Source organism: Pseudoduganella buxea, assembly GCF_009720835.1.
In the GTDB taxonomy this organism is placed as follows: Bacteria; Pseudomonadota; Gammaproteobacteria; order Burkholderiales; family Burkholderiaceae_D; genus Rugamonas; species Rugamonas buxea.
In genome coordinates this window covers 61749-75062 of sequence record NZ_WNKZ01000002.1, presented here as the reverse complement: position 1 = coordinate 75062, position 13314 = coordinate 61749, and the positions used below count along the sequence as shown (strand labels likewise).

9 protein-coding genes are annotated in these 13314 nt (G+C 67.8%); 3 read left to right on the top strand and 6 right to left on the bottom strand.

The features are described from left to right. Positions 1-39: 39 nt before the first annotated feature. From GM672_RS01270 to dgoD, 6 genes are read right to left on the bottom strand one after another with little or no spacing between them, the layout of a single operon-like run. On the bottom strand, positions 40-942 hold the full coding sequence (locus GM672_RS01270) for an SMP-30/gluconolactonase/LRE family protein (protein ID WP_155468720.1): 903 nt from the start codon (positions 940-942) through the stop codon (positions 40-42). Then, positions 942-3590, bottom strand: coding sequence for a TonB-dependent receptor (locus GM672_RS01265; RefSeq protein WP_155468719.1), 2649 nt, complete (start codon positions 3588-3590; stop codon positions 942-944). Before GM672_RS01265 ends, GM672_RS01270 begins: the two co-directional genes overlap by 1 nt. Positions 3591-3648: 58 nt before the next feature. Next, positions 3649-6099, bottom strand: a complete 2451-nt coding sequence (locus tag GM672_RS01260; protein WP_155468718.1) for a beta-galactosidase — start codon at positions 6097-6099, stop codon at positions 3649-3651. 49 nt (positions 6100-6148) lie between these two features. Beyond that, positions 6149-6787 (bottom strand): 2-dehydro-3-deoxy-6-phosphogalactonate aldolase, encoded by a 639-nt coding sequence (locus tag GM672_RS01255; RefSeq protein WP_155468717.1) that lies wholly within the window; start codon positions 6785-6787, stop codon positions 6149-6151. Between the two features lie 7 nt (positions 6788-6794). Further along, on the bottom strand, positions 6795-7730 hold the full coding sequence (locus GM672_RS01250) for a 2-dehydro-3-deoxygalactonokinase (RefSeq protein WP_155468716.1): 936 nt from the start codon (positions 7728-7730) through the stop codon (positions 6795-6797). Then, positions 7724-8872 (bottom strand): galactonate dehydratase, encoded by a 1149-nt coding sequence (gene dgoD, locus GM672_RS01245; RefSeq protein ID WP_155468715.1) that lies wholly within the window; start codon positions 8870-8872, stop codon positions 7724-7726. Before dgoD ends, GM672_RS01250 begins: the two co-directional genes overlap by 7 nt. 183 nt (positions 8873-9055) lie before the next feature. Here dgoD and GM672_RS01240 point away from each other — a divergent pair, with 183 nt between their 5' ends. From GM672_RS01240 to mdcA, 3 genes are all read left to right on the top strand, one after another. Then, entirely contained in the window at positions 9056-9970 is a 915-nt protein-coding gene (locus tag GM672_RS01240) for a LysR family transcriptional regulator (RefSeq protein ID WP_155468714.1), read from the top strand. 232 nt (positions 9971-10202) lie between these two features. Beyond that, positions 10203-11618 (top strand): SLC13 family permease, encoded by a 1416-nt coding sequence (locus GM672_RS01235; protein ID WP_170299885.1) that lies wholly within the window; start codon positions 10203-10205, stop codon positions 11616-11618. Positions 11619-11641: 23 nt separating this feature from the next. Beyond that, complete coding sequence (gene mdcA, locus GM672_RS01230; protein ID WP_155468712.1) at positions 11642-13309, top strand: malonate decarboxylase subunit alpha; 1668 nt, start codon at positions 11642-11644, stop codon at positions 13307-13309. The last annotated feature ends 5 nt before the right edge of the window (positions 13310-13314 follow it).

The following is a 13314-nucleotide window of genomic DNA, read 5'->3' as shown; positions in this document are numbered from 1 at the left end:
GGCTGCTCCTGGTTCGGCGCCGGGGGCGCCGCTGAAACGTTAATCGTCGTCGAAGGGCGTGTCGGCGATGCCGCGTGCGCCCGGGTCGGCCAGCACGAACAGGCTGCCCGCGCCGTCCTCGCGGCGCGCCGCGGCGCTGGTCACGAGCAGCTGGTCCAGCCCCGCGCCGCCGAATGCCGGGCGGGTGGGATGGGCCACCGGCAGCGGGTGGCTGCGCATGACGGTGCCGTCCGGCGCATAGCGCGTCAGCCGGCCGCCGCCCCACTCGGCATTCCACAGGCAGCCATCGCTGTCGATGACGGCGCCGTGCGGACGCGCCGTGGCATGGGCCAGTTCCGTGAACGGCCGCACGGCCGCCACCTGGGCACCAGCCGCATCGTAGTCGCACTGCAGGATGCGGCGCGACTGGGCGTCGCTGAAATACATGGTGTGGCCGTCAAGGCTGAAGCAGATGCTGCCGGCCATGGCGGCGGCGGGCAAGGCGAGGCGCCGCAGGCCATGTGCCTGCGAGTACTGGTAGAAGCTGCCGATGGCGCGGGCTTCGGCCGCCTCGTTGCGCGTGCCGAAGACAAAGTTGCCGTGCCGGTCGGTGCGGCCGTCGGCCACGCGGGTGCGCGGCTCGGCCGGGTCGACCGCCACCACAGGCTGCAGCGGCAGGCGTACCGGCAGCGCCGCCGACGGTGGCTCCGCATAGCACAGCCACTTGGCCAAGCCCACCAGCATCCGGCCGGAACGGCAGAACGCCAGGCTGCCGGCGCGGTCCGGCAGGCGGCAGGCAGACGGCGCAGGCGCGCCCTCTGCCCACGCATACAGGGTGGCGGCCGGTACGTCGGTCCACCACCAGCGCGCGGCACCCGGCTGCCACAGCAGGCCGTCGCCCAGCGCTGCCCGGTGCGCCAACGCCACCTGCAGCGCCACGCCCTCGTGCAGCGCCCCGGCCATTACAGGTCGACGTGCATGCTGAGCGCGAAGCGGCGGTCGTCCACGTAGCGGCCGAACGGCGTACCGGTGGCACCGAAGCTGCTGCGGCGCGATGTGCGGGTCAGGTTGTTGACCTCGAACGACAGCTTGACCGCCTTGCTGACGGCGTAGCTCATGTAGCCGTCCACCATGCCGTAGCCGTCCGTGTACAAGGGCGTCTGCGCCAGCGTATTGCCGTTGTTGACGTAGTAGTTCTTCGTGCCGGACAGGTACTTGCCACGGTAGTTGTAGGCCAGGCGCACGGCGAAGTCTTCGTAGTCGTACATCGCCACCACGTTGTAGCTGGTGCGCGACAGGCCTTCCAGCGCCGTCTGCTGGCCTTCGATCGGGCCGGGCGCCTTGCTGTCGACGTAGGTGAAGTTGGCCTGCAGGCCCAGGCCGCGCAGCGCGCCCGGCAGGTTGGTGAAGAAGCCCTGGTAGCCGATCTCGACGCCCTTGATGGTGCCGTCCTTGCCGTTGGTGGGCGTGGACACGTCATACGTGGTGCCGGCGTACTGCAGGGTGCTCGGCGTGGTCTGGATGAAGCCGTCGACCTTCTTGTAGAAGGCGGCGCCGAACAGGTAGTCGCTCTTGCTGATGTAGTACTCGAGCGTCGTATCGAACTGGCGTGCCGACAGCGGCTGCAGGTCCGGGTTGCCCATGTAGGCGGTGCGGTCGTTGGCGTTCAGCGACAGGCTCGGGGTCAGCTGGTCGAAGTTCGGGCGCGTCACCACTTTCGACGCGGCCACGCGCGCCACCAGTTTTTCCGTCAGCTCCATGCGCGCGTTCACGCTGGGCAGGAAGTCGTCGTCGCTGGTGCCATTCGAACGGGGTGCATACGTGCCGTCCTCCAGCACGGCATAGCTGCGCGCGGTGCGGGTCTTCACGTAGCGCACGCCGACGTTACCGGAGACGGCCTTGCCCAGCAGCTCGCTCTCGAAATCGGCCATGCCGTAGATGGCGCGGGTCTTCTCGCTGAAGTCGAAGGTCTGGGCGGCATCGAAGCCCGGTACCGTCAGGCCCAGCGCGGCGCGGCTGGTGGCAGGGTCGCGCAGCCAGTCCAGGTTGGCGATCGACAGCCACTGGGTCGGCCAGGTACCGCCGCCTTCGCGTTTCAGCAGGTCGTTATAGGGGATCACGCCGATCTGGCTGGCCAGGCCGGGCAGCGCGCCGCCCACGGGGCCCGTGCCAGCGGCATTCCAGATATCGTTGATGGTATTGATCTCGCTGCTGCTGGCGTCGCGGTTGGACAGGCGCACGCCGGCGCGCACGCGGGGCACCAGGTTGCTGTCCAGGCTACGTTCGCCGTCCAGGCGCCACACGGTTTCCTTGCCGTCGTTCTTCTGGCGGAAGTACAGCGCCTTGCTGGCCCAGTACTTCGATGGCGTCACCAGGTCGTCCGCGCCAGCCAGTTCCGGGTAGGCCGACGGCACCTTGGTGGTCAGGTCGTAGGCGAACGACGTGGAGGCGGCGCCCAGGCGCACTTCCTGGTACTGGCGCTCGAAATCGCTCTTGGTGTGGCCCAGTTCCGACTTGACGACCCAGCCGTCGGCCTTCCAGCTGCCGCCGATGGCCAGCTGGCGCGTCTTCGTGTCGTTGTCGCCGATATAGCCGGACGTGGTCAGGTCGGCGCCGTAGAAGCTGCCCTTCTGGAAGCGGCCACTGGCGTCCGTCGTGACGGCGCCTTTCGGCCACATCGCGCCGGCATTGGTGGCCGCGTTGTAGTTCGGCCAGTACGGCGTGCCGTAGAAGCCATAGGTGTCCGTGGCCGTTTCCAGCTTGGTGAAGTTACTGTCCAGGTAGAACTCCAGCTGGCGCGACGGGCGCCATTGCAAGGTGGCGCTGACGCCCGTGCGCTTGCGTTCACCCAGCTCGTACGAGTACCAGGCGCCGATGGGCGCGTAGGTGCCCGAGCCGTCGGCCAGCTGGGCCGGTGCGCCGATTTCCTGCGTATCCGAACGGTAGTTGCGCTTCTGGTGCGCCACGCTCAGCAGGGCGCCGACGTCGCCGCCGCCCACTTTCCAGCGGTTGCTCAGCAACAGCGAGCCTTCGCCATTGCGCTTGTCCGCATAGTCGGCATCCGTGGCCTTGACGGTGGCGGCCACCTTCTTGCCGGCGAAGTCGAACGGCCGGCGCATGCGCAGGTCGATCACGCCGCCGATGCCGCCTTCGACCTGGTCGGCCGTCGGGGTTTTATAGACGTCGGCACCGGCCATCAGCTCGGCCGGCACGTCCTGGAACGACAGGCCGCGCTCCTTGCCGGCCGTGAAGATCGAGCGGCCGTTCAGCAAGGTCTGCGTCTGCGACAGGCCGCGGATCTGCACGCGGTCGCCTTCGCCGCGGCTGCGTGAGATCTGCACGCCTGTGATGCGCTGCAGCGCTTCGGCCACGTTCGAATCGGGCAGCTTGCCGATATCGTCGGCGACGATGGAGTCGACCACCTGGTCGGCGTTGCGCTTCAGGTCCTGCGCCTTCGACAGGCTGGCGCGCATGCCCGTGACGACGACCTGCTGCGGCTCGGCCCCCGCGTCGGCGGTGGCGGATTGTCCCCATGCCGGGAAGGCACACAGGGCGGCAGCGGCAGCGGCGATCGCGCGGCGGCGGCCAAAGATACTTTGATTGATGCTCATTATTACAGTCTCCAGTTTGAATTCTTGTCCGTTACCGTCTCAGCCATGAGCGCTTGACTCAGGGCTTGATCGCGAGGCGGTAGACGGGAATGATGCTGACCTTGTTGACACGGGCCAGTTGCGGCTGGCCGCCGAAATCCGGGCGCCCTTCGCGCGGGATATACACGGGCGCATCGGCGCGCAGCGGCAGCACGGCCAGGGTCAGCGGGCCTTGCGCGTTCAGGTGCTTCAGGCCGATCTGCCATGGGTAGCCGCTGTAGTACCAGTCGTCCACCATGCGCGTGCCGGACAGCAGGCGGCCGATGTCGCCCGTGAAGTCCAGTTGCAGCAGGGCGTCGTCCAGGCCTTCCAGCGCGTTCTTCGGCAGCTCGATGCGCCACGTGCCGGCGGCGCGCCAGCTTTCCGGGATGGGCTGGATGGCCGCCTTGGCCAGGCCGCCGCGCATCACGGCCGGTGCCGGCTGCGCTTCACGCACGGCCGCCACGGTGGCGGTCAGCTTACGTTCCGGCAGCTGCGCTTCGTACGACTGGAACACGCCATCCTTGCCGGCGGCGCGCACGTCGGCCGGCGTTTTCGCCAGGGCCGGATAGACGCCGAAGCGGAAGCGGTGGTTGCCGGGCGAGCGCAGTTGCAGGCCGCCGTTGTCGAACCAGGCCTGCTGGGCACTGAGCACGAGGCGGCGCTGGCCGGCGAAATCGCCCACGGCCAGTTGCTGCGCCTGTTCGGGTGTGAGCACCAGCACGTTGACGGGACGGCCGCCATCGCGCTTGACGGTAACGGCCGTGCCGCTGCCCGGCTTGATCCGGTCCAGCACGACGGTGCCGCCGCTGCTGCTGCGCTGCGCACCGGGGGCATCGATGACGGTGCCGGCCGGCGCCTCGAACGCCAGTTCCACCGGCACGCCGGCGCTCGCGGCGAAGACATAGGTGATGCCGGCCGCGCCCTGGTCCAGGCGCGTGACGGGTTGCGCCGTCGCATAGCGCAGGCGCGTGCCGTCCATGTCGAAATTGACGGGCCAGACGAAATAGGCGCCGTTGGCGACGTCGATGCCCTTGCGGGGGAATTCGACGGTACCGCCGGGCAGCTTGACGGCGAAGCGCACGTCCTTCTGGGCCGGCATCGGGTACTGGCGCACGTGGTTGTTCACGAACAGGAAGGCGCTGTCGCCGTTGCTGCGCAGGGATACGCGGGCCGTCTTCAGGTCCGTCGCGTTGGCCGGCGTCACAGCCGGGCGGCGCACCGTCATCGGGGCCAGGCGCGCGCCGAAATCGGCCATGAAGTAGTGGAACGGGCGCAGCTTGGTCAGCACGGCGCGCTGCTGGCCATCCGGGCCCAATGGGGCCTGGAAGTCGTAGTTGACGGCCGTGGTGTCGTTATAGCCGCCCGACAGCGTGCTTTCTTCCAGCGTGCTGTCGCCGATCGGATTGCGCCCGCCGTGGAACATGTAGTAACCCATCAGGTTCACGCCGGAACCCAGCTGCACGGGCAGCATCGAGGCGATATCGTCGGGCGAGACGACGGGGCGGCGGCGGTACATGAACGGCAGGCCGGCACCGTATTCCGCACCCAGGAAGGGCGTCAGCGCGATATCCGTTTCGGCCGTGCCGGGCGCCTGCGCGGCCGTCTGCGCACCCAGGTCGCCGCTGACGCGGCTGTCGAAGCGGAAGGCATAGGTTTCCTTCGGTGGCAGCTCGGTGGTGCTGGTGCCCCAAGGCTCGTCCGGATAGCCGCCGAAGACGGGCGTGACCTGGCCGGAAGGATAGACGGCGCCATCCCAGCCCGTCACCGTGTAGAACGGCACGTCCATGCCGGCCTTCAGCGCCAGCTTCTTCAAGGTGGCGATGTGCTGGGCACCCTGCCCCGGCCCCGTCAGGTTGTATTCGTTCTCCAGCTGGATGCCGATGACGGGACCGCCGTCCTTCCACAAGGTGCCGCGCAGCTGGCGGCCGATCTCGTCGTAGAAGCGGCCCACGTAGCGCAGGTATTCGGGATCGTCGCCGCGCGTGCGCATGCTGGTGACGACCCAGTCCGGAATGCCGCCGTAACGCACTTCCGCGTGCACCCACGGGCCCACGCGCACCACCGCCTTCAGGCCCACCTTGGCGCACAGCTCGACGAAGCGGCGCAGGTCGCGGTTGTCCTGCCACAGGAACTTGCCTTCGTGTTCCTCGTGGTGGTTCCACATGACATAGCTGGCGACGACGGTGATGCCGGCCGTCTTCATCTTCTGCAGCTCCGCTTCCCACGTTTCGGCCGGGCTGCGGCTGTAGTGGAATTCGCCCATCACGGGCATCCACGGCTGGCCGTCCAGGGTCAGGTACTGGTTGTTTGCGCCCAGCGCCTGGCCGGACGGCGCGACAGCCGTACCCAGTTGCAGGTGGCCCGTGACGGGCTTGGCCACGGGGGCGGTGGCGTCGATGCTCAACAGGGTTTGCGCGGTGGCGGCGGTGCCGGCGAAGGCCAGGGCGCACGCCAGGGCGAGCGCGGTGCGGGGGAATTGCTGGGTCATGAAGTCTCCGATGTGGTAGCGCTGTGGCGCCGTGTTCTTATGGGATTGCTTATGCGTCGTTCCAGGCGGCGGCGAAGCGGCGGGCGTTGGCGCCGACGGTGGCGGCATCCATGCCCGGCTTGAACAGCGCCGAGCCCAGGCCGAAGCCGGCCACGCCGGCCGCGCGGAACTCGCCCATCGTGTCCGGCGTGATGCCGCCCACCGGCAGCAGCGGCAAGGCCGCCGGCAGCACGGCGCGCATGGCCCGCACGATGGTGGGGGTGACCAGTTCGGCCGGGAACAGCTTCAAGGCGTCCGCGCCAGCCTTGACGGCGGCGAAGGCTTCGGTCGGCGTGGCGATGCCTGGCACGCAGATCATGCCGGCCGCCTTGGCGGCGCGGATTACTTCCGTATCCGCATGGGGCATGACGATCAGCTGGCCGCCGGCGCCCTGCACCTGGGCCACCACATCGGCCGACAGCACGGTGCCGGCGCCGACAAGGCAATCGCGCGGCAGGCTTTGGGCCAGCAGCGCGACCGATTCGAGCGGTTCGGGGGAGTTCATCGGCACCTCGATGAGCCGGAAGCCGGCGTCGTACAGGGCCTTGCCGATATCGACGGCTTCCTGCGGGCGCAGGCCGCGCAGGATGGCCACCAGCGGCAGGCTGGCAAAAGCGGAGTGGAATGCGGTGCTCAGTTCGGAAGTCATGGCTCTTTCAGATCAGGTGGGCGGCGCGGGCCAGTGCCAGCAGGCCTGCGGGCGCCGTGTTGTCCAGCACCAGGCCGGCCGGCTGGCCGAAGTGGCGCAGCGCCAGTTGATAGCGTTCGCACAGGGCGGGCGCGCCGACCATCGCCAGCGGCTGGTGGGCCAGGCCGTGGGCCGTGCGCCAGGCCAGGCCGGCACGCAGTTCGTGGCCGATCAGCAGGCCGCTCAGGTATTCGGCCAGCACGGCGTGCGGCAGCCGTTCCGTCACGCCCAGGCTGCGGGCGGCGAACAGCTGGTGCGGCAGCCCCAGTTCGCCGGCATCGCGGGCGGCCGCGACGCCGCGCAGGAAGGCGTCGTCGCTGGGGGCCACTTCCGGCGCCATCAGGCGGCCCAGCACGGAATGCTGGCGCAGCACGGCGTACAGTTCGCCCGTCATATGCGTGGCAAAACGCACGATGCGCCCCTGCGCCACGTGCGTCCATTTCGAGTGGGTGCCGGGCAGCACGACACAGCTGTCGGCAAGCGCCGGGTGATGCGCCAGCGCGCCGACGATCTGCGTCTCTTCGCCCCGCATCAGGTCCGGCGGCAGCACGCCGTCGTCGCACAGCACGCCCGGCACGATGGCCAGCAGGGTGTCGTCCGGCGTGCGCAAACCAGCGGCGAGGTCCGTGCTGCCGGCCGGGCAGGAAGCGTAGGGCACGTCCAGCCAGCCGTGCTGGCTGCCGACCATGCCGCAGGCCAGCAGGGGCAAGGATGGGTATTCGGCACGCCAGGCGCCGGTCACTTCATCCAGCGCCGCGACGAAGGCGGGATGGCCGTGCAGGGTCGATGCGCCCTTGGCGGCCGCGTGTTCCTGGAGGACCTTGCCGTCGGCGGCGATCAAAAAGGCGCGCAGGCTGGTGCTGCCCCAGTCGATGCCGATCAGGGCCGGTTGCGCCGTCACCATTCGGCCACGCTGCCGTCCGGGTGGCGCCACAGCGGGTTGCGCCAGTCCGTCACGTTCATGCTGGCGGCGACAATGCGTTCCTCGTCGACGACGACGCCCAGGCCCGGTTTCGGCAACGGCGCGAAATAGCCATCGATAATCTGGAAATCTTCCTTGTTGACGACGTAGTCCAGCAGTTCGGCGCCACGGTTGTAATGAATGCCCATGCTCTGCTCCTGCAGCACGGCGTTGTGCGACACGAAGTCCACCTGCAGGCAGGCCGCCAGTGCGACGGGGCCGAGCGGGCAATGGGGCGCCAGCGCCACGTCATAGGCCTCGGCCATCGCGGCGATCTTGACGCATTCGGTGATGCCGCCCGCGTGCGACAGGTCCGGCTGCACGATGGCGATGCCGCCGCGCTGGAACACGTGCTTGAATTCGAAGCGCGAGTACATGCGTTCGCCGGCGGCCAGCGGAATGGCCGTGCTGTCGGCAAGGCGCGGATAGTATTCGGCCTGCTCGGCCAGCACCGGTTCCTCGACGAACAGGGGGCGATACGGCTCCAGCTCGCGCAGCAGCACTTTCGCCATCGGCGCGGCCACGCGGCCGTGGAAGTCGATGCCGAACTCGATGGCGTTGCCGAAGGTGTCGCGGATCTGCGCCACGCGGGACACGGCCGCATCGACGGCGGCGGCCGTGTCGATGATGCCCAGTTCCTCGGTACCGTTCATCTTGAAGGTGTTGATGCCGATCTCGCGCAAGGTGTTGATGCCGTCGATGACATCGGCCGGGCGGTCGCCGCCCACCCAGCTGTACATCTTCATTCGGTCGCGTACCAGGCCGCCCAGCAGCTGGTAGACGGGCACGCCCAGCGCCTTGCCCTTGATGTCCCACAGGGCCTGGTCGATACCGGCGATGGCGCTCATCAGGATGGCGCCGCCCCGGTAGAAGCCGCCCCGGTACATCACCTGCCACAGGTCGTTGATGCGCAGCGGGTCCTGGCCGACCAGGTATTCGGACAGCTCGTTGACGGCCGCCTCCACGGTACGGGCACGGCCCTCGATGACCGGCTCGCCCCACCCGGTGATGCCTTCGTCGGTCTCGATCTTCAGGAACATCCAGCGTGGTGGAACGCGGTACAAGGTCAGCTTGGTGATTTTCATGGCGGCCAGGATGATAAAAACCCGGCCAGTGTAGTGAGCTTTGCTACGCTTGAAATATGACTCTTTCGGCAAGATGTATATGTTTTTGGCATATGTCCACCCCCGCCGTCATGCCAACGGATGGCTTGCCGCATGACCTGCCCCGGCGTATCCTCGCACCACCCTCTTCCACCGAAGGCCACCATGCACAGCCGCATCAGCGACGACATCACCTTCCGCAAGCTCGAGGTCCTGCTGGCCTATATGGAGGGCGGCAACCTGAATGCGGCCGCGCGCCGGCTCGATATCAGCGCCGTCAGCGTGCACCGGGCCCTGCATTCGCTGGAGGAGGCGATGAGCTGTCAGCTGTTCAGCCTGCAGGGGCGCAACCTGATCCCGAACGAAGCGGCCCGGGTGCTGGCCGACGTCAGCCGCGACGTCATCGGGCTGATGGCGGACGGTATTGCCGCCACCCGCTCGGCGGCCGGCTATTCGGCCGACCATCTGAAAATCGGCTCGCTGTATTCGCTGACCACGGGCACCATCCCGAACGTCATCATCGGCATCAAGCTGCGCAAGCAGGAACTGGAGACGGAACTGGTGCTGGGCTCGAACGCGGAGCTGCTGCACAAGCTCAAGCAGAACGCCATCGACGCGGCGCTCATCGCCGTGCCGGACCCCGATCCGGACATCGAGTCGATCGCGCTGTTCGAGGACGAGGTGTTCTTCGCCGCGCCCGCCAATTCACCCTACGCGGCCACGCCGGAAGTCGACCTGGCCCAGTGCGCCGGCGAAAAGTTCGTCTGCCTGCGCGACGGCTTCGTCACCTTCACGGGCTTCCAGGAGGCCTTCCGCATCGCCGGCTTCGCGCCGGCCATCGTTACCCGCGTGGGCGACATCTTCTCGCTGATGAACCTGGTGGCGGCCGGCATCGGCTATACCTTGCTCCCGGGCCGCGTGCGCCATGCCTTCGGCGACAAGGTGCAGTTGATTCCCCTGAAAGCCGACTACCGCATGCGCCAGACCATCGGCCTGTCCTTCCTGCGCGTGCGCGAGCGCGACCCGAACCTGCTGGCCCTGGCGGCGGTGTGCCGGATGCTCAAGCACGGCTCCGCCTGACATCAAGCGATATTCCGGGCTGCATTTCGGGCGCCATTCCGCCCAATCGTTCCGCTCACCGTAAACGTCGCCGTCCGCGGCTAATTGATCCCGGCGCGATTCCACGCTACCTTACGCCACACGATAACAAAAGAGCATGCCCGCGCCGTGGCGCCTGGTGCCGGGCAATGCATGGAGACGTATTACCCGCGGGCTGGCCGAAGCCGGCACCGCACATTCAAGGAGCACTGCCGTGTCCGTTCACCTGATTGCAATCTGCGTCCTGGCGCTGATGTTCGTCGTCGCCACCGTGCTGCCCATCAATATGGGCGTCATCGCCTTCGTCGGCGCCTTCCTGGTCGGCACCCTGGTCGCCGGCATGCAGGCCAAGGGCATCATGGCCGGCTTTCCCGCCGAGCTGTTCCTGACCCTGGTCGGCATCACCTTCCTGTTCGCCCAGGCGCAGAACAACGGCACCATCGACTGGCTGGTGCGGCTGGCCGTCAGGGCCGTGGGTGGGCGCATTGCCGCCATCCCGTGGGTGATGTTCGCCGTGACCGCCCTGCTCACGTCGGTGGGCGCCGTCAGCCCGGCGGCCGTGGCCATCATCGCGCCCATCGCGCTGGGCTTCGCCGCCAAGTACCACATCAATCCGCTGATGATGGGCCTGATGGTAATCCACGGCGCCCAGGGCGGCGGCTTCTCGCCGATCAGCATCTACGGCGGCATCACCAACAAGGTGGTGCTGGAGGCGGACTTGCCGATCTCGCCGCTGACGACGGCCTTCACCAGCCTGGGCGTCAATTTCGCCGTGTCGCTGCTGCTGTTCTTCGTCTTCGGCGGCATGAAGCTGATGCGCCAGACGGTACCGAAAGCGTCCGCGATCGGTGGCATGTCCGGCGCGCCGTTTGCCGCCAACGTGGCAGTGGCCGCACAGGGGCCGCAGATCTATGGCGACGCCGAAAGCGAAGCGGCCAGCGAGGAACGCCTGACGCAGCAGCGCTCCAGCGCGGCCGTTGGCGCCGTCGGCACGGCCGGTGGCGCAGGCGGCGTTACCAATGCGGCCTTGAACGAAGGCGCCACCTTCCATCAGATCGTCACCGTCGTCGGCCTGATCGCGCTGGCCGTGCTGACCCTGATGTACAAGCTCGATATCGGCTTCGTCGCCATTTCCATCGGCCTCGTGATCTCGCTGCTGTCGCCGCAGGTGCAAAAGCGCGCCATCGGCCAGGTGTCGTGGCCCGAGATCATGCTGATCGTGGGCGTGAGCACGTATGTCGGCGTGATGCAGAAGATGGGCACCATCACCTGGGTCGGCGACAGCGTCGCCAGCCTGACCTCCCCCATGGTGGTGGCGCTGCTGCTGCTGTTCGTCGGCGCCATCGTGTCGGCCTTCGCCTCGTCGACTGCCGTGCTGGGCTCCCTGATTCCGCTGGCCGTGCCCTTCCTGCATGCCGGCACCGGTGTCGACCCGATCGGCTTCATCGCCGCCATGGCGGTGGCATCGACCATCGTCGACGTCAGCCCGTTCTCCACCAATGGCGCGCTGGTGCTGGCCAGCGCCCAGCATATCGACCGCGACGTCTTCCTGCGCCAGTTGATGACCTATGGCGGTATCGTTACGCTGGTGGCGCCCGTCGTGGTGTGGCTGCTGTTCGTCGTGCTGTGACCAAAACAAAACAAGGATGATTCATGAATTCCCCTGAAGGCCGCTGGACCACCCAGCAACGCAACCGCGACGAGCGCCTGGCGCGCGCCCGCGCCGCCCTGGGCGATGCGCTGGACGGCAAGATCGTCGCAGCAACCCATATCGTCGAACTGCTGCACCAGGTGCTCGAACCGGGCGACCGCGTCTGCCTGGAAGGGAACAACCAGAAGCAGGCCGACTTCCTCGGCAAGGCGCTGACGCGGCTCGACCCGGCACGCATCAACAACCTGCACATGCTGCTGTCGGTGCTGTCGCTGCCGGAACACCTGGACGTGTTCGAGAAGGGCATCGGTGCGCGCCTGGACTTTTCCTTCTCGGGCCCGCAGGCGGGCCGGCTGGCCAAGCTGGCGCAGTCCGGCAAGCTCAATATCGGCGCCATCCACACCTACCTGGAGCTGTTCGCGCGCTACTTCGTCGACCTGACGCCCCGCGTGGCGCTGGTGGCGGCCGAGATGGCGGACCGCGAAGGCAACCTGTACACAGGACCGAATACGGAGGACACGCCCGCCATCGTCGAAGCGACGGCCTTCAAGAGCGGCATCGTCATCGCCCAGGTCAACCGCATCGTCGACAAGCTGCCGCGCGTCGACATTCCCGCCGGCTGGGTTGAATACGTGGTGCAGTCGCCCACGCCCTACTACATCGAACCGCTGTTCACGCGCGACCCGGCCCTGATCTCGGAAATCCAGGTGCTGATGGCGATGATGGCCATCAAGGGCATCTATGCCGAGTATGAAGTCGAGCGCCTGAACCACGGCATCGGCTTCGACACGGCCGCCATCGAGCTGCTGCTGCCCACCTATGCGGCCAGCCTGGGCCTGAAGGGCAAGATCGCCCGCCACTGGGCCCTGAACCCGCACCCGGCCCTGATTCCCGCCATCGAAGCGGGCTTCGTCGAATCCGTGCACTCCTTCGGCTCCGAGCTGGGCATGGAGAACTACATCCGCGCCCGGCCCGACGTGTTCTTCACGGGCCCGGACGGCTCCATGCGCAGCAACCGCGCCTTCTCCCAGGCGGCCGGCCACTACGCCTGCGACATGTTCATCGGCTCGACCCTGCAGATCGATTTGCAGGGCAATTCGTCCACCGCCACCCTGGGCCGCATCGCCGGCTTCGGCGGCGCGCCGAACATGGGGGCCGACGCGCGCGGCCGGCGCCACCCCAGTGCCGCATGGCTGAAGGCGGGCGAACAGGCCCGGGCCGGGCGCAACGTGATCCCGCGCGGGCAGAAGCTGGTGGTGCAGATGGTCGAGACCTTCCGCGAGCACATGGCCCCCGCGTTCGTCGAGCGGCTCGACGCGTGGCAGCTGGCCGAGCAGGCCGGCATGGCGATCCCGCCGGTGATGATCTATGGCGACGACGTGACGCACATCCTGACCGAGGAAGGCATCGCCAACCTGCTGCTGTGCCGTGGCGAGGAAGAGCGCGAGCAGGCCATCCGGGGCGTGGCCGGCTACACGCCGGTGGGCCTGGGCCGCGACAAGCGCATGGTGGAAAACCTGCGCGACCGGGGCATCATCCGGCGCCCGGAGGATCTCGGCATCGACAAACGCCTGGCGACCCGCGACCTGCTGGCCGCCAAGAACATGAAAGGCCTGGTGCGTGCCTCCGGCGGACTGTACGATCCGCCGAAACGCTTCAGGAACTGGTAAGGACA

What these genes read in the sequence shown, in the direction of transcription:
- mdcA (WP_155468712.1), top strand. Translation starts at nt 11,642, where the DNA reads ATGAATTCCCCTGAAGGCCGCTGGACCACCCAGCAACGCAACCGCGAC.
- GM672_RS01260 (WP_155468718.1), bottom strand. Translation starts at nt 6,099, where the DNA reads ATGACCCAGCAATTCCCCCGCACCGCGCTCGCCCTGGCGTGCGCCCTG.
- GM672_RS01265 (WP_155468719.1), bottom strand. Translation starts at nt 3,590, where the DNA reads ATGAGCATCAATCAAAGTATCTTTGGCCGCCGCCGCGCGATCGCCGCT.
- GM672_RS01255 (WP_155468717.1), bottom strand. Translation starts at nt 6,787, where the DNA reads ATGACTTCCGAACTGAGCACCGCATTCCACTCCGCTTTTGCCAGCCTG.
- GM672_RS01250 (WP_155468716.1), bottom strand. Translation starts at nt 7,730, where the DNA reads ATGGTGACGGCGCAACCGGCCCTGATCGGCATCGACTGGGGCAGCACC.
- GM672_RS01270 (WP_155468720.1), bottom strand. Translation starts at nt 942, where the DNA reads ATGGCCGGGGCGCTGCACGAGGGCGTGGCGCTGCAGGTGGCGTTGGCG.
- dgoD (WP_155468715.1), bottom strand. Translation starts at nt 8,872, where the DNA reads ATGAAAATCACCAAGCTGACCTTGTACCGCGTTCCACCACGCTGGATG.
- GM672_RS01240 (WP_155468714.1), top strand. Translation starts at nt 9,056, where the DNA reads ATGCACAGCCGCATCAGCGACGACATCACCTTCCGCAAGCTCGAGGTC.